Source organism: Curtobacterium sp. MCPF17_002 (genome assembly GCF_003234115.2).
GTDB lineage: Bacteria > Actinomycetota > Actinomycetes > Actinomycetales > Microbacteriaceae > Curtobacterium.
The window spans coordinates 3,326,123-3,346,183 of sequence record NZ_CP126251.1; the positions used below are offsets into that span (position 1 = coordinate 3,326,123).

A 20,061-nucleotide genomic window follows, 5' to 3' on the forward strand; every position below is an offset into this window, starting at 1 on the left:
GATGCGTTCGTATCGACATGACCAAGATCGGGTTCCTGTCGTTCGGACACTGGCGCGACGTGCCGGGGTCGAAGGTGCGGAGCGGCCGTGAGGCCCTCGTGCAGGCGATCGACCTCGCCGTCGCCGCAGAAGACGCCGGCGTCGACGGTGCGTACTTCCGTGTGCACCACTTCGCGCCGCAGCAGGCCGCACCGTTCCCCTTGCTCTCGGCGATCGCTGCCCGCACCAGCCGGATCGAGATCGGCACGGGCGTGATCGACATGCGCTACGAGAACCCGCTCTACATGGCGGAGGAGGCAGCGGCGACCGACCTCATCTCCGGCGGCCGACTGCAGCTCGGCGTCTCGCGGGGATCACCCGAGACCGCTCTCGCCGGTTACCAGCAGTTCGGCTACGTGCCGGACGCCACCGACGAGAACGGTGGCGACATGGCGCGGGCGCACACCGACGTGTTCCGCCGCGCGATCGCCGGCGAACCGATGGCGAACGCCAATCCGCAGATGACCGGCTCCGTCGGGTCGTTGCCGATCTCGCCGCTCTCCGACGGGCTCGGCGACCGGATCTGGTGGGGCGCCGGCACCCGTGCGACCGCCGAGTGGACCGCCGAGCAGGGGATGAACCTCATGTCGTCGACCCTCCTCACCGAGGACACCGGCGTGCCGTTCGACGAGCTGCAGGCCGAGCAGATCGCCCGCTTCCGGACCACCTGGGAGTCGATGGGGTGGGGGCGTGAACCGCGCGTCTCCGTGTCGCGCAGCATCATCCCGATCATCGACGACGAGTCGCGGCACTACTTCGGCGTGCGGGCGCAGGTCGAGGGTCAGGACCAGGTCGGGCACCTCGACGGCGGACTCGCCCGCTTCGGCCGCTCGTACATCGGCTCACCAGAGGACCTCGTCGCGGAGCTCGCGGCGGACCAGGCCGTGCGTGCCGCCGACACCGTGCTCGTCACCGTGCCGAACCAGCTCGGTGTCGACTTCAACGCACGGCTGCTCGCCGCGGTGAAGGACGTCATGCGCGAGGTGGACGCGGCCCCGGTCCCCGCCTGATTCGCTAGAGTCGCGGCCATGGGGGTCGTGCTCGAGGGGTCGAACATCGTTCATCTCGGCGGCACGCGCATGTGGATCGTGTCGACGTGCTTCGCGTTCTCCGGTGAGTCCTCCGATGCGCAGGTCCTCCAGGAGCTGATCGCGGCCGACGGGTACGGGCACGACTTCGCCGCACCGTTCTCCGGTCACAACACGGCGGGGGCGGTGCCCGTGCACGGCCGGTGGCGGCTCGCGTGCATCACCGCCGAGCAGTTCGAGCCGACGACCGTGGACGACGCCGCGCGCACGATCCGCAGCTGGTCCACCGACCAGGACTGGTACGACCCTGAGTACCGACACGCACCGGAGGTCCTCGAACAGATCGAGGGCGTCATCGACGGCCTCGACGCCGGTTCACTCCACCGTCTGCGACACCCCGGACCCGAGTCCGAGCACGACTACGCAGCGACGGTCGGCGGAACGGGCTTCCACGAGTACGTCGTCATCGACCGAGGGCAGGGTCGGGTGACCGTCGTGGTCGCGTCCGACGACTGACGGTCCCCCTTCCTGCCGACACCCGGCCTGGGACTGTGGTGGGTCCGGTGACTCCCGTACCGTCGGAGAGCCCCATCCGCCGCACCTCGAGGAGCTCCCGTGACACTGCCGGCCGCCGGCTGGTTCCCGGACCCGCAGGACGCCAGTCGTCTGCGCTGGTGGGACGGTCGCGCCTGGGGAGCGGGGACACGCGTGCTCCCGAGTCGGTCCGAGCCCGTCGTGCCGGTGGTCGTGGCGCCCGTCGGGCCGTCGTTCTCCGTGCAACCGTCGGTGATCCGGACCGCGTCGTGGGCGTCGGGCGGCTCGACCGTGCACCGTCTCAGCGTGTTCTCGACCCTGGCCGTGCTGCTCGCCGCGACGTCCGTCGTGTTCAACCCGTGGGGCCTCTGCAGCCTCGGCGCACTCTTCACCGGCTTGTTCGGCATGGTCCACCCGAGCGCGACCGGCGGCTGGCGGGTCCTCGCCCGCAGCGCTTCGGCGAGCGCCCTGGTCGTCGCCGTGGCGACCGCCGCGGTGGCCGGGTCCGTGCAGTTCCACCTGTTCTGAGCCGCGCGCGCGCCCCCGCCGTCCGCCCCGCCGCGCGGCCGCCGCGCGCCCGCCGCGCGCCCGCCGCGCGCCGCCGCCGCCGACCCGCTGCACAACCGAAATGCGCTCGAACCGGGGAACGCCGCGGTTCGAACGCACTTCGGTTGTGCGCACCGCACGCAGCGCGGCCGAGCGAGCCGCCCGCCGCCCTACCGCCGCGCCCTCGGGTGCGACGTCTGGTACACATCCCGGAGCATGTCCGCCGTCACCATCGTGTAGATCTGCGTCGTCGCGACGCTCGCGTGCCCGAGCAGCTCCTGCACCACGCGCACGTCGGCCCCGCCCTCGAGCAGGTGCGTCGCGAACGAGTGCCGGAACGTGTGCGGCGACACGTGCTCCGCGAGGTCGGCACGCGCCGCCGCCGCCTGGATCACGAGCCACGCACTCTGCCGTGACAGTCGCGCGCCGCGGGCACCGAGGAACAGCGCCGGCGTGGACGGTCCCCGGGCCGCGAACACCGGCCGGGCCCGCACCAGGTACGCGTCGATCGCTGCCCGGGCGTAGCTGCCGAGCGGCACCACGCGCTGCTTGTTGCCCTTGCCGGTGACCTTCACGACGGAGAGCTCTCCCCCGGCGTCCGACAGCGTCGTGACGTCGTCGACGGACAGCCCGACGGCCTCGGAGATGCGCGCTCCCGTGGCGTACAGCAGCTCGAGCAAGGCCCGGTCCCGCAGCTGGACGGGGTCGTCGGCCGAGACGGAGACCGCAGCGAGCAACCGCTCCATGTCGTGCACCGAGATCGCCTTCGGCAGTCGCATCGGCGCCTTCGGCGGGCGGACGGAGGCGCCGGGGTCGAGCGGCAGCCAGCCCTCCCCGACGGCGAACACGGTGAACGACCGGACGGAGCTGAGCATCCGCGCGATCGACCGCGGGGCGAGCGGCCCGGATGGTCTGGTCGCCAGGTGCGTCACGAACCCCGCGAGGTCCGCACGAGCGATGCGTCCGACGTCGTCGAGCACCGCCGACCCCCCGGCCCGGTCGGCTCCGTCGGAGTCGACGACCGGCGCCGACTCCAGCCACGAGGCGAAGGCGGCCAGGTCGCGCCGGTACGCGGACAGGGTGTGTTGCGACAGCCCCCGCTCGATCGCGATGTGCCGCAGGTACGTCTCCGTGGCACGGTCGAGCGGGGTCACTCCACGAGGCTAGCGCTGCTCGAGCGCCTCGACGGCGAGCGCCGCGACGACGAGTGCGGAGTTGTGCAGCCGTCCGTCGAAGATCGCGTCGATGATCTCCGAGCGCGGCACCCACCGCGTCACGATGTCGGCTTCCTCCGCCTCACGCTCGAACGCCGACTCGGTCGCGCGCACACCGCGTGCACGGTAGATCTGGATGAACTCGTCGCTCCCCCCGGAGGACGTGTTGTAGCGGACGAGCGACTCCCAGGTGTCGGCCTCGAGGTCGGCTTCCTCGCCCAGCTCGCGCTTCGCGGCGGTGAGGTGGTCCTCGCCCTCCATGTCGAGCAGCCCCGCGGGCAGCTCCCAGTCGCGCAGCCGGACGGGGTGGCGGTACTGCTGGATGACGAGGACGCGGCCTTCGTCGTCCTCTGCGTACACGGCGACGGCGCCGGTGTGGTCGATGTACTCGCGCACCATCGTGTCGTCGTGGTACGCGATGGTGTCGCGTCGGACGTTCCACACCGCCCCCTCGTAGACGACGGTGGAGTCGGTGACCTCGAAGGAGGCGGATTCGTCGGAGAGGGGCGTGTCAGTCACCCGTCCATCCAACCAGCGTCCGCAGTGGACGCAACCACAGGACGGACTGGAGGCGCGGTGCCAGCTGGCACCGCGCCTCCAGTCCGATGCGGGTGGGCCCGCGCTGACGCGACCTGTCCGATGCGGTGGGTCTGCGCCTACGCGACCTGCTCCTCGGTCTGCGGGTCGAAGAGGCTCGACGCCTCGTGCCGCGTGATCGCGGCCTCGACGAGGCCCGCGAACAGCGGGTGCGCGTTCGTCGGACGCGAGCGCAGCTCCGGGTGCGCCTGCGTGGCGATGTAGAACGGGTGCACGTCCCGCGGCAGCTCGACGTACTCGACGAGCGTGCCGTCGGGCGAGGTGCCCGAGAACACGAGGCCGGCGTCCGCGATCTGCTCGCGGTACTTGTTGTTCACCTCGTAGCGGTGACGGTGCCGCTCGGAGGCCTCCGGCGCGCCGTACAGCTCCGCCGCCAGCGATCCTTGCGTGAACGATGCCGGGTAGAGGCCGAGACGCATGGTGCCACCGAGGTCGCCACCGGCGATGATGTCCACCTGCTCCGCCATGGTCGCGATGACCGGCGTCGAGGTCTCCGGGTCGAACTCGGTGCTCGACGCGTCGGTCAGACCGGCCTCGTGGCGGGCGTACTCGATGACCATGCACTGCAGGCCGAGGCACAGGCCGAGCGTCGGGATGCCCTGCTCACGGGCGAAGCGCAGCGCACCGAGCTTGCCCTCGATGCCGCGCACGCCGAAGCCGCCGGGGATGCAGATGCCGTCCACGTCGCCGAGGTGCTTCGCAGCGCCCTCGGGCGTGGTGCAGTCATCGGACACGACCCACTTCAGCGTGACCTTCGCGTTGTGCGCGAAGCCACCCGCACGGAGCGCCTCGGTCACCGACAGGTACGCGTCGGGGAGGTCGATGTACTTGCCGACCAGGGCGATCGTGACGTCCTTCGTCGGCTCGTGCACCGCACGGAGGACCGGGTTCCACGATGTCCAGTCGACCGCACCGGCGTCGAGGCGGAGGGCCTCGACGATGACCTGGTCGAGGCCCTGGCTGTTCAGCAGCGTCGGCAGGTCGTAGATCGAGGGGACGTCCACGGCGTTCACCACGGCGTCCTCGTCCACGTCGCACATCAGCGCGATCTTGCGCTTGTTCGACTCGGAGACCGGGCGGTCGGAGCGGAGCACGAGGGCGTCCGGCTGGATGCCGATCGAGCGGAGCGCCGCGACGGAGTGCTGCGTCGGCTTCGTCTTCTGCTCGCCGGACGCGTTCATGAACGGCACGAGCGAGACGTGCACGAAGAAGACGTTGTTGCGGCCGAGCTCGTGGCGCACCTGGCGGGCCGACTCGAGGAACGGCTGCGACTCGATGTCACCGACCGTGCCGCCGACCTCGGTGATGATGACGTCGGGCTGCGGGTCGTTCCCCGCCTGCTCGCGCATCCGACGCTTGATCTCGTCGGTGATGTGCGGGATGACCTGCACCGTGTCGCCGAGGTACTCGCCGCGGCGTTCCTTGGCGATGACGGTCGAGTACACCTGACCGGTCGTGACGTTCGCCGACTGCGACAGGTCGATGTCGAGGAAGCGCTCGTAGTGCCCGATGTCGAGGTCCGTCTCCGCACCGTCGTCGGTCACGAAGACCTCGCCGTGCTGGAACGGGTTCATGGTGCCCGGGTCCACGTTGAGGTACGGGTCGAGCTTCTGCATGACGACCTTGAGGCCGCGAGCCGTGAGGAGGTTGCCGAGGCTGGCCGCCGTCAGGCCCTTGCCGAGAGACGAGACGACCCCGCCGGTCACGAAGATCTGCTTCGTCACCTTCGGGGTCGAGGTGTTTGCCTGGGTACCGCTGCTGAGAGTGTCCGCCACGGGATTCCATCGTACGTCAGAACTGCCGGGAGGCGCGACCTCGGTTCGCCGTGGGCGTTGCGTCGGGCGTGCCGCGGTCTCTCAGGAGTGGCGGGTGTCTCCGCTGTGGCGGGTCAGGCCTTCTGGCCAGCGACGTCGAGCAACTCGCGTGCGTGCTCCATGCCGCTCGCGCTGTCGCCGAGCCCGGAGAGCAGCCGCGCCATCTCCTGCAGCCGTTCCTCGCCCTCGAGGCGCCGGACGCTCGACGACGTGACCGCACCGCTGGCGTCCTTCACGACGTTGAGGTGGTTGTTCGCGAACGCCGCGACCTGCGCCAGGTGCGTCACGACGATGACCTGCGTGCGCTCCGCGAGCTTCGCGAGGCGCCGCCCGATCTCGATCGCCGCGGCACCGCCGACGCCCGCGTCGACCTCGTCGAACACGAACGTGGGCACCGTCGTGCTGCCGGCCATGACGACCTCGATCGCGAGCATCACCCGGGAGAGCTCGCCACCGGAAGCGCCCTTGCTGATCGGCCGCGGGTCCGTGCCCGAGTGCGGTTGCAGCAGGATCGACACCTGGTCGCGCCCGTGCCGCCGGTACTCGCCGGCGTCGGTGACCTCGACCACCAGGGTCGCACCGGCCATCGCCAGGGTCTTCAGCTCCGCCGTGACGCGCTTCGCCAGGTCCGTCGCGGCCTTCGTGCGGGCCGTGGTCAGTGCGGCGGCCGCGGTCTCGAGGGCCTGTTCGTCCTGCTCGACGGCGGCCTGCAACGCGACGATGCGGTCGTCGTCGCCGTCGAGCTCCAGCAGGCGGTCGCTCGCACGCTGCCCGAAGGCGATGACGTCGTCGATCGTCTCGCCGTACTTCCGCGTCAGTCCGGCCAGGAGTGCACGGCGCTCGTTGATGAGTTCCAGGTCGTGCCCGGCGTCCGGCTCGAGCGAGCCGATGTAGCTCGACAGGCTCGCCGACGCCTCGGACGCCTGGATGCCGAGCTCCGTCAGCTGCTCGAGCACCGGCTGGAGTTCGGCGTCCGACCCGGCGACCCGTTCGATTGCCCGGCGTGCGGACTCGACGAGGCCCACGACGTCCTGCACACCGTCCAGGGACTCGCTCGACAGCGCTTCGTGCGCGAGCCCGGCCGAGAGTCGCAGTTCCTCGAGGTTCCCGAGGCGTTCCGCGCGGTCGGCGAGCTCGGAGTCCTCGCCCGGCTGCGGGTCGGCGGCCTCGATCTCGTCCGATGCCGCACGGAGGCGTTCGGCTTCGGCCAGCCGGTCGTCGCGGTCGCGGGTGATGGTCTCGAGCTCACCGGTGTGCTGCTGCCACGTGTCGTACGCCGTGACGTACCGCTGCAGCACCTTCTCGAGCGCGGCACCGCCGAAGCCGTCGAGCGCCGCACGCTGTGCGGTGGAGGAGGTCAGCCGGATCTGGTCGGACTGGCCGTGCACGGTGACGAGCTGGTCCGCGAGTTCGCCGAGCACCGCCACCGGGGCGCTGCGCCCGCCGACGGTCGCACGGCTGCGTCCCTCGGCCGAGACGGTGCGGGTCAGGATGAGTTCACCGTCCTCGACGGTGCCGCCAGCGTCCTCGACGCGTTCGGCGACCGCGTCGTGGTCGGGCACGTGCCAGCGCCCCTCGACCACCGCGCTCGACGCACCACGTCGCACCGACGTCGCGTCGGCGCGCGCGCCGAGCAGGAGCCCGAGTGCGGTGACGATCATCGTCTTGCCCGCACCGGTCTCGCCCGTCACGACGGTGAAGCCCGGACCGAGCTCGAGGGTGGTCTCACCGATCACCCCGAGGTCGGAGATCTGGATCTCCTCGATCACGCTGCGTCGCCGATCACTGGTCGTCCTCGTCGCCCGGCTGCGGGCCACGCCACCCGGTGACGGGCAGCTGGAACTTCGCGACGAGCCGGTCGGTGAACGGGGCGTCCTTGAGGCGGGCGACCCGCACGGGGTCGGGCGATCGCCGTACCTCGACGCGCGCGCCCGGCGGGAGGTCGTGGGTCCGGCGGCCGTCGCACCAGAGCACGCCGACGCCGCTGGTCCGCCGGAGGACCTCGATCGCGAGCGTGCAGTCCGGCCCGACCACGATCGGGCGGGCGAACAGTGCGTGGGCGCTCAGCGGCACCATCAGCAGGGCGTCGACGTCCGGCCAGACGATCGGGCCACCGCCGGAGAACGAGTACGCCGTGGAGCCGGTCGGCGTGGACACGACGACGCCGTCGCAACCGAACGACGACAGCGGGCGACCGTCGACCTCGGTGACGACCTCGAGCATGCGCTCCCGCGAGGCCTTCTCGATGGTGGCCTCGTTGAGCGCCCAGGACGAGTAGACGACCTGGTGGCCGACGACGACGTCGACCTGCAGGGTCACGCGTTCCTCGACGTGGTACTCGCCGGCCAGGACCCGCTCGACGGTGGAGGTCAGCCCGTCGCGCTCGCTCTCGGCGAGGAACCCGACGTGGCCGAGGTTCACCCCGACGATCGGGGCGCCGGTGCCGCGTACGAGTTCGGCTGCACGGAGGATCGTGCCGTCGCCGCCGAGGACGATGACGATCTCGAGCTGGTCCGCCTGGGTGTCGACGCCGAGGATGTCGACCTGGCCGACCGACGCCTCGGCCCGGCGGATGTCGGCGTACTCGTCGAAGGGCATCACCGGCACGAGGCCGGCCGCGTGCAGGAGGTCGCAGACCTCGACCGCCGCGTCGATCGAGTCCCGACGACCCGTGTGGGACACCAGGAGGATGTGCCGGTCCTCGCTCATGCCGCCCCTTCCGTCAGTTCCGTCGCCCGGACGATCCATTCTGTCGGATTGGTACCGACATCCCGCTGGAAGCGCGCCAGGTACTCGTGGTTGCCGTGCGTGCCGACGATCGGGGACGCAGCGAGCCCGGTCGTGCCGAGACCGAGGTCCCAGGCCGCCCAGAGCACGTTCATGAGCGCGTCGTTCCGCAGTGCCGGGTCGCGGACGATGCCCTCGCGGACACCACCGCGTCCGACCTCGAACTGCGGCTTGACGAGCAGGACGAAGTCGTCCGCCGGCACCGCCTCGACCAGGGCCGGCAACACCAGGCGGAGCGAGATGAACGACAGGTCTCCGACCACCAGGCTCGTCTCCGACGCCGCCGGGTCGAGCGCCGCGTAGTCCTCGGCGGTGAGGTTCCGGGCGTTCAGCCCCTCGACCACGGCCACCCGGGAGTCGAGCGCCAGGACCGGGTCGAGCTGGCCGTGACCGACGTCGAGCGCCACGACCCGTCGGGCGCCGCGGTGCAGGAGCACCTGCGTGAAGCCGCCCGTGCTCGCGCCGACGTCCAACGCGACACGTCCGCTCGGGTCGACGCCGAACGTGTCGAGCGCGGCGACGAGCTTGAGCGCGGCGCGGGACACCCACTCGTCGACCGTGTCGACCTCGATCGGCGCAGCCGGGGCGACCGCCGTGGACGGCTTCACGACCGGCGCACCCGCGACGGTCACCCGACCGGCCAGGATGAGCTTCGCCGCCGCAGTCCGTGACTTCGCCAGCCCGCGGACGGCGAGCAGCGCGTCGAGCCGGACGGGCGCGGTGTCCTGTCCGACCGTGGGGTCGTCAGGCACTCGCCGAGCCACCGCTCTCGAGCCGGGTCCGGAGTTCGTCGTGCAGGGCAGCGAACGCGTCCGCGCGATCGGTCAGCGGGAGCTCCTCCGCCGCAGCGGTCCGCTGCGCGAAGTCGTCGGTTCCCTGCTCGTCGTCCGGCACGTCAGACACGCTACTCGCCGCCGTACAGCTTCGGGTCGACATCGAGGCCGTAGATGGCCAGCCCGGACTCCCAGATGAGCGCCGTCCCCGCGCGCAGCAGATCGAGCGCGTCGCCGTCGTCCAGCACCCGCACGACGTGTCCGCGCATCGCGACCGTGACCGCACCGACGGTGGCGTACCGGGTGCCGTCCGGGTCCTCGCGGCGGACGGTCAGCGGGTACGGCTCGGACAGCCCGCGGAGGTCCCGCAGGATGTACGTCGGACGCGAGCGTTGGTCGGCCGCGAGCACCTGCTTCGCCGTGTCGATGCCGGTCAGCACCAGGACGCTCGGGATGCCCACGTCGTTGGCGCCCTTGATGTCGGTGTCGAGCCGATCCCCGATGAACAGCGGGTGCTCGCCGCCGAACCGGGCGATCGCCGCGTCGAAGATCGGCCGCTCGGGCTTCCCCGCGACGACCGGCATCCGTCCGACGGCCTGGTGCACGGCGGACACGAGCGTGCCGTTGCCGGGAGCGATGCCGCGCTCGACCGGGATCGACCAGTCCATGTTGGTCGCGACCCACGGGATCTCGGGGTCCGCGAGGGCGAACGACGCCTCGGCCAGGTGCGTCCACCCGAGGTCCGGCGAGAACCCCTGGATGACGGCCGCCGGGGAGTCCTCAGCGCTGGTCGTGACGGTGAAGCCGGCTTCCTCGACGATGCTCGTGAGTCCGAGGCCCCCGGTGACGAGGACAGTGGAGCCGGCGGGGACGAGCGTCTCGAGCAACCGGACGCCCGCCTGCGACGAGGTCACGACGTCGTCAGCCGAGACCTCGAGGCCGTAGCGCTCGAGGTGCTCGGCGACGTCGACGGGACGCCGGGACGCGTTGTTGGTGATGTACCCGACGCGTGCGGTCAGTGATGCACGCGTCAGCGCCTCGACCGCGTGCGGGATCGCGTTGCGGCCGCGGTACACGACGCCGTCGAGGTCGGTGAGGACGACGTCCACACCGTCCGTCGGCGGCTTCGGGGTTTCAGTCGGCTGCGGAGCCGTCGACGTCGACGGGGTTGTCGTCGTCGATCTCGCCGGGCTCGTCGCCTGCTGGCTCGTCGTCGGCCGGCTCGTCGAGGGGTTCGTCGATGAGCTCGCCGTCGACTGGCTCGCCGTCGACGCGCTCGCCGTCAGCGGGCTCGTCGTCGGCTGCTTCGTCGTCGGCGATGTCGTCAGCGGGTTCCGTGTCGACGTCGTCGTTCCCGACGGCGTCGAACTCGTCGTCTCCGCGTCCTTCGACCTCGACTTCTTCCTCGACCACATCAACTGTCTCCCAAGCGTTCTCATCGGCGACCTCGGCCAGGGCCTCGGCAGCACGATCGACACGGGCCCACCACTCGTCGGCCTCGTCCTGACGGCCGAGCTCCTCGAGCGTGGCCGCGTAAGCACTGTAGAGCGCCGGGGACCAGGTGTACGCAGTGGACGGGTCGAGCTGTGGAATCTCCAGCTCGCCGAGTGCGGCTGTGGGATTCCCGAGGTCGAGTCGCGCACCGGACATCGCGATCGCGAGCTCGACCTGCACGGCGGTGTCGAGTGCAGCACGGTCGACCGAGCGGCCGAGCTCGAGGGCACGCTCCGGACGGCCGAGGCCGCGCTCGCAGTCGACCATCATCGGCAGCTGGTCGTTGCGGCCGGAGATCCGGCGGTACGTGCGGAGCTCGCGCAGCGCCGTGCCGAAGTCACCGAGCCGGTAGGCCGTGATCGCAGCGGTCTCACGAACGACCCCGACCCGGCCCGCACGGCGAGCGGCGCTCAGGGCGTGCTGGTTCGCGGTCTCCGGGTCGTCGTCGACGAGCATCGCGGCCGCCACGAGGTGACGCGCCACCCAGTCGGCGTTGTCCTTGCTGAGGGTCTTGAGCTCCGTCCGCGCGACCTTGTCGAGGTCCCGCGCAGTGATCTCCTCGGGGATCTCCGGGTCCTCGTGGCGCGGACGGATCGACCTGGTGCCGTACGGGTCGCGGTCTTCCCAGTCGTCGCGAGCGGCCTCACCGAAGCGGGCGCCGGCGTGACGGCTGCCGTCGCCGAAGCGCTGACGGTCGTCGCGGCCACCGCGGTCACGGTCGGATCCACCACGGAACGGGCGGTCGCCGTCACGCTGCGGGCGGTCGCCCGTGCGCGGGCGGTCGGAACCACCGCGGAAGGGACGGTCGCCGTCACGCGCGGGACGGTCCGACCGGAACGGACGATCGCCGTCACGGGCGGGGCGGTCCGAGCGGAACGGACGGTCACCGTCGCGACGCGGACCGTCGTCGCCACCACGGGCCGGACGGTCCGACCGGAACGGACGGTCACCGTCACGAGCGGGGCGGTCCGAGCGGAACGGACGGTCACCGTCACGAGCGGGGCGGTCGGAGCGGAACGGACGGTCACCATCACGAGCGGGGCGGTCGGAGCGGAACGGACGGTCACCATCGCGACGCGGACGGTCACCATCACGAGCCGGACGATCGGACCGGAACGGACGGTCACCATCGCGACGCGGACGGTCACCATCGCGAGCGGGACGGTCCGAACGGAACGGACGGTCACCATCACGAGCGGGACGGTCCGAACGGAACGGACGGTCACCATCACGAGCGGGACGGTCCGAACGGAACGGACGATCCCCATCACGAGCGGGACGGTCCGAACGGACCGGACGATCCCCGTCGCGGCGCGGACGGTCGGCACCACGGGGTCCGTCACCACGCGGAGGACGGCTCGAGTCGTCACGGTCGCCCCGCCAGGCCGGGCGACGCCCACCATCAGCGCCCGAGCGGTCGCCGTCACGGAAGGACCGCCCGCCGTCGCGCGCCGGCCCACCCGTGCGAGGACGATCGCCGTCACGCCGAGGAGCATCACGACGCTCACCCTCGCGACGTTCGAAGTCACGGGGCCCGGACGACCAACGGTTCCCACCGTCACCCCGAGGGGCACGGTCGCCGTCCCGGCGGGGTCGGTCTCCGCGGTCGCCGTCGTTCCGCCGCTGCTCGTCGTCGTTCGCCACCGTTGCTCCTCGTTGCGTGCACGAGCTCATGCTCGTGCGATCGTCCGCTGTGTCGTTGTGTGTTGTCGGTGCCGCACCCGTCCCTCGGTGCTCGTGGATCTAGTCCATCACGGACGAGTCCACGAGTCGAGTGACCTGCGGCAGAAACAGAAATGGCCACCGGCCTCCGTCGAGAACGAGGGTCTCCCCTGCGAGTTCTCGATGGAGGGCCGATGGCCACATCTGGTGTTGCACGTTAAGTCCGGCGGCGTCCTACTCTCCCACAAGGTCCCCCTTGCAGTACCATCGGCGCTGAGAGGCTTAGCTTCCGGGTTCGGAATGTGACCGGGCGTTTCCCTCTCGCTATGACCACCGGAACACCTTCGACCCAATACGAGGATCAGAAAAGCTGTCCCGGCTGACACCCATACGGGTGCAGCGCGGTATTCAGTTTCATGTTCCCGATCGTCTGTCGGGAACCACAAAGTGGACGCGAGCCCCAACCCGAAGGTTGGGAAATAGTTGGTGTCAAGTCTTCGGCTTATTAGTACCGGTCAGCTCCACGGGTCGTTAGTCCCCGCTTCCACATCCGGCCTATCAACCCAGTAGTCTGCTGGGAGCCTCTCACACTCAAGGTGCATGGAAATCTCATCTCGAAGACGGCTTCCCGCTTAGATGCTTTCAGCGGTTATCCGGTCCGAACGTAGCTAATCAGCGGTGCCCTTGGCAGAACAACTGACACACCAGAGGTTCGTCCATCCCGGTCCTCTCGTACTAGGGATAGATCTTCTCAAATTTCCAACGCGCGCAGCGGATAGGGACCGAACTGTCTCACGACGTTCTAAACCCAGCTCGCGTACCGCTTTAATGGGCGAACAGCCCAACCCTTGGGACCTACTCCAGCCCCAGGATGCGACGAGCCGACATCGAGGTGCCAAACCATGCCGTCGATATGGACTCTTGGGCAAGATCAGCCTGTTATCCCCGAGGTACCTTTTATCCGTTGAGCGACAGCGCTTCCACAAGCCACTGCCGGATCACTAGTCCCGACTTTCGTCCCTGCTCGACCTGTCAGTCTCACAGTCAAGCTCCCTTGTGCACTTACACTCGCCACCTGATTGCCAACCAGGTTGAGGGAACCTTTGGGCGCCTCCGTTACTCTTTGGGAGGCAACCGCCCCAGTTAAACTACCCATCAGGCACTGTCCATGAACCCGATCAGGGTCCTACGTTAGACATCCAAAGTGACCAGAGTGGTATTTCAACAATGACTCCACGAACACTAGCGTGCCCGCTTCACAGTCTCCCACCTATCCTACACAAGCCACTCCGAACACCAATACCAAACTGTAGTAAAGGTCACGGGGTCTTTCCGTCCTGCTGCGCGTAACGAGCATCTTTACTCGTAGTGCAATTTCGCCGAGTTCGCGGTTGAGACAGCTGGGAAGTCGTTACGCCATTCGTGCAGGTCGGAACTTACCCGACAAGGAATTTCGCTACCTTAGGATGGTTATAGTTACCACCGCCGTTTACTGGGGCTTAAATTCAGAGCTTCGCCCAAAGGCTAACCCCTCCTCTTAACCTTCCAGCACCGGGCAGGCGTCAGTCCGTATACATCGTCTTGCGACTTCGCACGGACCTGTGTTTTTAGTAAACAGTCGCTTCCCACTGGTCTCTGCGGCCTTCAACGCTCACGGAGTAAATCCGGTCACGTGTCCGGCCCCCCTTCTCCCGAAGTTACGGGGGCATTTTGCCGAGTTCCTTAACCACGATTATCTCGATCTCCTTGGTATTCTCTACCTGACCACCTGAGTCGGTTTCGGGTACGGGCGGCTGCAACCTCGCGTCGATGCTTTTCTCGGCAGCATAGGATCACTGATTTCCCCTTACGGGTACGCGTCGGATCTCAGGCATACAGACGACGGATTTGCCTATCGTCAGCCCTACATCCTTACACCAGGTTCACCTTACGGATACCATCGCCTGGCTCAGCTACCTTCCTGCGTCACACCTGTTCATACGCTAACCGCACCAGCATGGGTTCGAGCGTTAGACCGGACCGCATCACCCCGAAGGGATCCGCTGGAACCGGGTTAGGACTCTTAGCACCACTGGATTAGCTTGGGCGGTTGTTCGCCGGTACGGGAATATCAACCCGTTGTCCATCGACTACGCCTGTCGGCCTCGCCTTAGGTCCCGACTTACCCAGGGCGGATTAACCTGGCCCTGGAACCCTTGGTCTTTCGGAGGACGGGTTTCTCACCCGTCTTTCGCTACTCATGCCTGCATTCTCACTCGTGTAGCGTCCACGGCTGGATCACTCCGCCGCTTCACTCGCCACACGACGCTCTCCTACCACTCCGCACGACTGAACCACGAAGGCTTATCGAGTGTGCGAAATCTACAACTTCGGTGGTGTGCTTGAGCCCCGTTACATTGTCGGCGCGGAATCACTTGACCAGTGAGCTATTACGCACTCTTTCAAGGGTGGCTGCTTCTAAGCCAACCTCCTGGTTGTCTATGCAACTCCACATCCTTTCCCACTTAGCACACGCTTAGGGACCTTAGTTGGTAGTCTGGGTTGTTTCCCTCTCGACGATGAAGCTTATCCCCCACCGTCTCACTGCTGCGCTCTCACTCACCGGCATTCGGAGTTTGGCTGACGTCAGTAACCTGTTGAGGCCCATCGGCCATCCAGTAGCTCTACCTCCGGCGAGAAACACGCAACGCTGCACCTAAATGCATTTCGGAGAGAACCAGCTATCACGAAGTTTGATTGGCCTTTCACCCCTATCCACAGCTCATCCCCTCCATTTTCAACTGAAGTGGGTTCGGTCCTCCACGACGTCTTACCGTCGCTTCAACCTGGCCATGGATAGATCACTTCGCTTCGGGTCTAGGACATGCGACTGAATCGCCCTATTCAGACTCGCTTTCGCTACGGCTGCCCCTCACGGGTTAACCTCGCCACATATCACTAACTCGCAGGCTCATTCTTCAAAAGGCACGCCGTCACCCCTACTAAGGAGGCTCCGACGGTTTGTAAGCAAACGGTTTCAGGTACTATTTCACTCCCCTCCCGGGGTACTTTTCACCTTTCCCTCACGGTACTTGTCCGCTATCGGTCATCTGGGAGTATTTAGGCTTATCAGGTGGTCCTGACAGATTCACACGGGATTTCTCGGGCCCCGTGCTACTTGGGATACACATCCGGCCATAACACCATTTCGTCTACGGGGCTATCACCCACTACGGCCCGGCTTTCCAACCAGTTCGACTATGATGCGCTGTAACCGTCCCAGTCCGGCAGAACTGAGTGACGTGTCCCACAACCCCGACCATGCAACGCCCGCCGGCTATCACACATGATCGGTTTAGCCTCATCCGCTTTCGCTCGCCACTACTCACGGAATCACATGTTGTTTTCTCTTCCTGTGGGTACTGAGATGTTTCACTTCCCCACGTTCCCTCTACCCGCCCTATATATTCAGGCGGGAGTCACCAGGTCGCAAAAGCGCCCAGCGGGGTTTCCCCATTCGGAAATCCTCGGCTCACAGCTCGATTATCAGCTCCCCGAGGCTTATCGCAGATTTCTACGTCCTTCTTCGGCTCCAGATGCCAAGGCATCCACCGTTTGCTCTTAGAAACTTGACCACAAAGATTAAAATTGCGATCGACTCGTCAACAAGACCACCCCGAAAGGTGATCATCATTGCGAGTGATCTAAAAGATGCTCGCGTCCACTGTGTAGTTCTCAACATACGATCGGCACCACACTCCCCCGAAGCAAACGCTCCAGCTTCATGCAGCCCACCGAAGGACACCCACAAGTCTCACAACCTGTGCGGCCCAACCCCCACCACCCACACCCATCAGGGCATGACCAGCAGGAAGCCTGGTCCCTCAGGACCCAACAACGTGCACCAGCCAGCAGCTCCACCCCGACCCGTTCCAACCAGACAAAGCCCGGTGTACTAAAAATCGGAAGCATCACTCCCAACTGCACTGTCAATGTTCCACCCATGAGCTACCGGCAACCACGTTCGGGTTACTCGGCGCCTGGATCCCATCACCACCCCAAAGGGGCAGCCACAGAACCAGATGCTCCTTAGAAAGGAGGTGATCCAGCCGCACCTTCCGGTACGGCTACCTTGTTACGACTTAGTCCTAATCACCGATCCCACCTTCGACGGCTCCTTCCACAAGGGTTAGGCCACCGGCTTCGGGTGTTACCGACTTTCATGACTTGACGGGCGGTGTGTACAAGGCCCGGGAACGTATTCACCGCAGCGTTGCTGATCTGCGATTACTAGCGACTCCGACTTCATGAGGTCGAGTTGCAGACCTCAATCCGAACTGAGACCGGCTTTTTGGGATTCGCTCCACCTTACGGTATCGCAGCCCTTTGTACCGGCCATTGTAGCATGCGTGAAGCCCAAGACATAAGGGGCATGATGATTTGACGTCATCCCCACCTTCCTCCGAGTTGACCCCGGCAGTCTCCTATGAGTCCCCGCCATAACGCGCTGGCAACATAGAACGAGGGTTGCGCTCGTTGCGGGACTTAACCCAACATCTCACGACACGAGCTGACGACAACCATGCACCACCTGTACACCGACCACAAGGGGGCGACCATCTCTGGCCGTTTCCGGTGTATGTCAAGCCTTGGTAAGGTTCTTCGCGTTGCATCGAATTAATCCGCATGCTCCGCCGCTTGTGCGGGCCCCCGTCAATTCCTTTGAGTTTTAGCCTTGCGGCCGTACTCCCCAGGCGGGGCGCTTAATGCGTTAGCTACGACACAGAAACCGTGGAAAGGTCCCTACATCTAGCGCCCAACGTTTACGGCATGGACTACCAGGGTATCTAATCCTGTTCGCTCCCCATGCTTTCGCTCCTCAGCGTCAGTTACGGCCCAGAGATCTGCCTTCGCCATCGGTGTTCCTCCTGATATCTGCGCATTCCACCGCTACACCAGGAATTCCAATCTCCCCTACCGCACTCTAGTCTGCCCGTACCCACTGCAAGCCCGAGGTTGAGCCTCGGGATTTCACAGCAGACGCGACAAACCGCCTACGAGCTCTTTACGCCCAATAATTCCGGACAACGCTTGCACCCTACGTATTACCGCGGCTGCTGGCACGTAGTTAGCCGGTGCTTTTTCTGCAGGTACCGTCACTTTCGCTTCTTCCCTACTAAAAGAGGTTTACAACCCGAAGGCCGTCATCCCTCACGCGGCGTTGCTGCATCAGGCTTTCGCCCATTGTGCAATATTCCCCACTGCTGCCTCCCGTAGGAGTCTGGGCCGTGTCTCAGTCCCAGTGTGGCCGGTCACCCTCTCAGGCCGGCTACCCGTCGTCGCCTTGGTGAGCCATTACCTCACCAACAAGCTGATAGGCCGCGAGTCCATCCCCAACCAAAAAATCTTTCCACCACCAGACCATGCGGCCGGCAGTCATATCCAGTATTAGACGTCGTTTCCAACGCTTATCCCAGAGTCAGGGGCAGGTTACTCACGTGTTACTCACCCGTTCGCCACTAATCCACCCAGCAAGCTGGGCATCATCGTTCGACTTGCATGTGTTAAGCACGCCGCCAGCGTTCGTCCTGAGCCAGGATCAAACTCTCCGTAAAAAATTACAACCAACACCGAAGTGTCAGCGAGTTGATTCTGACTGTTGACTGTCTACTGACAATCTTCAATCCAAAAGGAATTGCTTCATGACCCGGTCAGCAAGCCGACCAGGCACGAGGTCAATCAATAAATTGGCATTGACAATGTGCACGCTGTTGAGTTCTCAAGGACCAGACGCACTCCCCGCTCGACCCCGAAAGAGGTTCCGCCAGAGAGGCATTCGTTCTTGGTTGTCACCGGTCAGGTCGCGTGACCTGCGTCGGGTCCGGAGGCGTTGCACCTCGTGGGCCCAGTGGCTCATCCCGAAGGAGAGAACCGGTGGAGTAGTCATCCTAGGCGTCGAAGCAGTCCAGCGCAAGGCCAGATCTGAACTTCAGTGGAGGATGGTCCCGCTTGAGGGCCGACGTGCTCTGGGCTTTCGCTCCAGCCGCTCCGCCGCACCTTTGGGGTGACGAGTGATTACTTTACGCAGGGGTTCGGCGGAGCGCCAAGCCGGCCCACATCCCGGGCGTGTCGCGTTCTGCAACATCAGCCCCGGAACGCAGCGGTGCCCGGCTCCCACCAGGGGAACCGGGCACCGTTGGACACCGACGGACACCGCAGAGCTCCGCCGATCGCGGACGATCAGGCGAGCGTCACTCCGGCGAGGGTCTTCTTGCCACGACGGAGCACGAGCACTCCCCCGGGCAGGGCGAGGTCGGACAGCGAGGCCGCGGGATCCTCGGCGCGGGCGTTGTTCACGTACACGCCGCCCTGGTCGATCGCACGACGGGCCTCCCCCAGGGACTTCACCAACTCGGTGTCGACGAGCGCTCGCGCCACGTCCGCATCGCCGGCAAGGGTCACCGACCCCGGGAGCTCGGCGATGGCCGAACGCAGGGTCGCCGCATCGAGCGCCGCCAGGTCGCCGTTGCCGAACAGTGCCGCGGAGGCATCGATCGCCGCCTGCGTCGCCGCGGGTCCGTGCACGATCGTCGTCACCTCGACCGCGAGGGTCCGCTGCGCCTCTCGGCGGAAGGGTTCGTCCGCCACCGCCCGCTCGAGACGCTCGATCTCCTCGCGGGACAGGAACGTGAACTGTCGCAGCCGGGCGATCACGTCGGCATCCGTCGTGTTGAGCCAGAACTGGTAGAACGCGTACGGCGACGTCATCTCCGGGTCGAGCCAGATCGCGTTGCCCTCGCTCTTGCCGAACTTCGTACCGTCGGAGTTCGTGATGAGGGGCGTCCCCAGCGCGTGCACCGACGTGCCCTCGGAGCGTCGGATCAGCTCCGTCCCCGAGGTCAGGTTGCCCCACTGGTCGGACCCACCGGTCTGCAGCGTGCACCCGTACTGCCGGAAGAGCTCGCGGTAGTCGAGGCCCTGCAGGATCTGGTAGCTGAACTCGGTGTAGCTGATCCCCGAGTCGGAATTCAGGCGCGCGGCGACGGCGTCCTTCTTCAGCATCGAGTTCACGCGGAAGTACTTCCCGATGTCGCGCAGGAAGTCGATGGCCGACAGCGGCGCGGTCCAGTCGAGGTTGTTCACGAGACGGACACCGTTGTCGCCGTCCGGACTGAGGAACCGCGACACCTGGCCCTGCAGACGGGTCACCCAGTCCGCCACGGTCTCCGGGGTGTTCAGGGTGCGCTCGGCCGTCGGCCGCGGATCACCGATCAGACCGGTCGAACCGCCGACCAGAGCGAGCGGCCTGTGCCCGGCCAACTGGATCCGCCGCATCGTCAGGAGCTGCAGCAGGTTGCCGCAGTGCAGGGACGCAGCCGTCGGGTCGAACCCGCAGTAGTACGTGATCGGCTCGCCGTCGAGGGCCTCCTTGAGTGCGGTCTCGTCGGTCGAGACGTGCACCAGATCGCGCCAGCGCAGTTCGTCCCAGACCGAGGCGAAGGTCGGGTCGTTCTGCTGGCGCGTCAGGACATCGTGAGCGGGTTCACTGGACACCTCGCCATCGTACCGGCGCAGGTGAGCCTGGAGGCGCGGT

General features: G+C 66.6%; 13 protein-coding genes and 3 rRNA genes. 3 read left to right on the top strand and 13 right to left on the bottom strand.

Annotated elements, in window-relative coordinates; all coding sequences use genetic code 11:
* Nucleotides 1–17: 17 nt before the first annotated feature.
* From DEJ28_RS15505 to DEJ28_RS15515, 3 genes are all read left to right on the top strand, one after another.
* Nucleotides 18–1,049: an LLM class flavin-dependent oxidoreductase gene (locus DEJ28_RS15505; RefSeq protein WP_502866933.1), complete on the top strand. Its 1,032-nt coding sequence runs from the start codon at nucleotides 18–20 to the stop codon at nucleotides 1,047–1,049.
* 18 nt (nucleotides 1,050–1,067) lie between these two features.
* Nucleotides 1,068–1,583, top strand: coding sequence for a hypothetical protein (locus DEJ28_RS15510; protein WP_111117229.1), 516 nt, complete (start codon nucleotides 1,068–1,070; stop codon nucleotides 1,581–1,583).
* 99 nt (nucleotides 1,584–1,682) lie between these two features.
* Entirely contained in the window at nucleotides 1,683–2,129 is a 447-nt protein-coding gene (locus DEJ28_RS15515; protein ID WP_111117228.1) for a DUF2510 domain-containing protein, read from the top strand.
* 188 nt (nucleotides 2,130–2,317) lie between these two features.
* Here the strand turns inward: DEJ28_RS15515 and DEJ28_RS15520 are convergent, their stop codons facing one another.
* From DEJ28_RS15520 to tyrS, 13 genes are all read right to left on the bottom strand, one after another.
* A complete protein-coding gene (locus tag DEJ28_RS15520) occupies nucleotides 2,318–3,301 on the bottom strand; it encodes a site-specific tyrosine recombinase XerD (RefSeq protein ID WP_111117227.1) in 984 nt (327 codons plus the stop codon).
* Nucleotides 3,302–3,310: 9 nt separating this feature from the next.
* Nucleotides 3,311–3,880 carry an NUDIX domain-containing protein gene (locus DEJ28_RS15525; protein ID WP_181433855.1) on the bottom strand — a complete coding sequence of 190 codons (570 nt, stop codon included), beginning with the start codon at nucleotides 3,878–3,880 and terminating at the stop codon, nucleotides 3,311–3,313.
* Between the two features lie 137 nt (nucleotides 3,881–4,017).
* Nucleotides 4,018–5,733 (bottom strand): CTP synthase, encoded by a 1,716-nt coding sequence (gene pyrG / locus DEJ28_RS15530; protein WP_111117226.1) that lies wholly within the window; start codon nucleotides 5,731–5,733, stop codon nucleotides 4,018–4,020.
* 113 nt (nucleotides 5,734–5,846) lie between these two features.
* Complete coding sequence (gene recN / locus DEJ28_RS15535; RefSeq protein WP_111117225.1) at nucleotides 5,847–7,541, bottom strand: DNA repair protein RecN; 1,695 nt, start codon at nucleotides 7,539–7,541, stop codon at nucleotides 5,847–5,849.
* A gap of 13 nt (nucleotides 7,542–7,554) precedes the next feature.
* Nucleotides 7,555–8,481 (bottom strand): NAD kinase, encoded by a 927-nt coding sequence (locus DEJ28_RS15540; protein WP_111117224.1) that lies wholly within the window; start codon nucleotides 8,479–8,481, stop codon nucleotides 7,555–7,557.
* Nucleotides 8,478–9,311, bottom strand: coding sequence for a TlyA family RNA methyltransferase (locus DEJ28_RS15545; RefSeq protein ID WP_111117223.1), 834 nt, complete (start codon nucleotides 9,309–9,311; stop codon nucleotides 8,478–8,480). The genes DEJ28_RS15540 and DEJ28_RS15545 overlap by 4 nt, the downstream gene beginning before the upstream one ends.
* On the bottom strand, nucleotides 9,304–9,453 hold the full coding sequence (locus tag DEJ28_RS15550) for a hypothetical protein (protein ID WP_181433863.1): 150 nt from the start codon (nucleotides 9,451–9,453) through the stop codon (nucleotides 9,304–9,306). Before DEJ28_RS15550 ends, DEJ28_RS15545 begins: the two co-directional genes overlap by 8 nt.
* Nucleotides 9,454–9,463: 10 nt before the next feature.
* Nucleotides 9,464–10,441: an HAD-IIA family hydrolase gene (locus DEJ28_RS15555; RefSeq protein WP_111117222.1), complete on the bottom strand. Its 978-nt coding sequence runs from the start codon at nucleotides 10,439–10,441 to the stop codon at nucleotides 9,464–9,466.
* A gap of 25 nt (nucleotides 10,442–10,466) precedes the next feature.
* Complete coding sequence (locus DEJ28_RS15560; RefSeq protein ID WP_284180755.1) at nucleotides 10,467–11,282, bottom strand: hypothetical protein; 816 nt, start codon at nucleotides 11,280–11,282, stop codon at nucleotides 10,467–10,469.
* 1,427 nt (nucleotides 11,283–12,709) lie between these two features.
* A 5S ribosomal RNA gene (gene rrf / locus DEJ28_RS15565) occupies nucleotides 12,710–12,826 on the bottom strand.
* 147 nt (nucleotides 12,827–12,973) lie between these two features.
* Nucleotides 12,974–16,102, bottom strand: a 23S ribosomal RNA gene (locus tag DEJ28_RS15570).
* 458 nt (nucleotides 16,103–16,560) lie between these two features.
* Nucleotides 16,561–18,082, bottom strand: a 16S ribosomal RNA gene (locus DEJ28_RS15575).
* The 16S, 23S and 5S rRNA genes sit together here, the layout of an rRNA operon.
* 625 nt (nucleotides 18,083–18,707) lie before the next feature.
* Complete coding sequence (tyrS, locus tag DEJ28_RS15580; RefSeq protein WP_111115351.1) at nucleotides 18,708–20,021, bottom strand: tyrosine--tRNA ligase; 1,314 nt, start codon at nucleotides 20,019–20,021, stop codon at nucleotides 18,708–18,710.
* Nucleotides 20,022–20,061 lie beyond the last annotated feature (40 nt).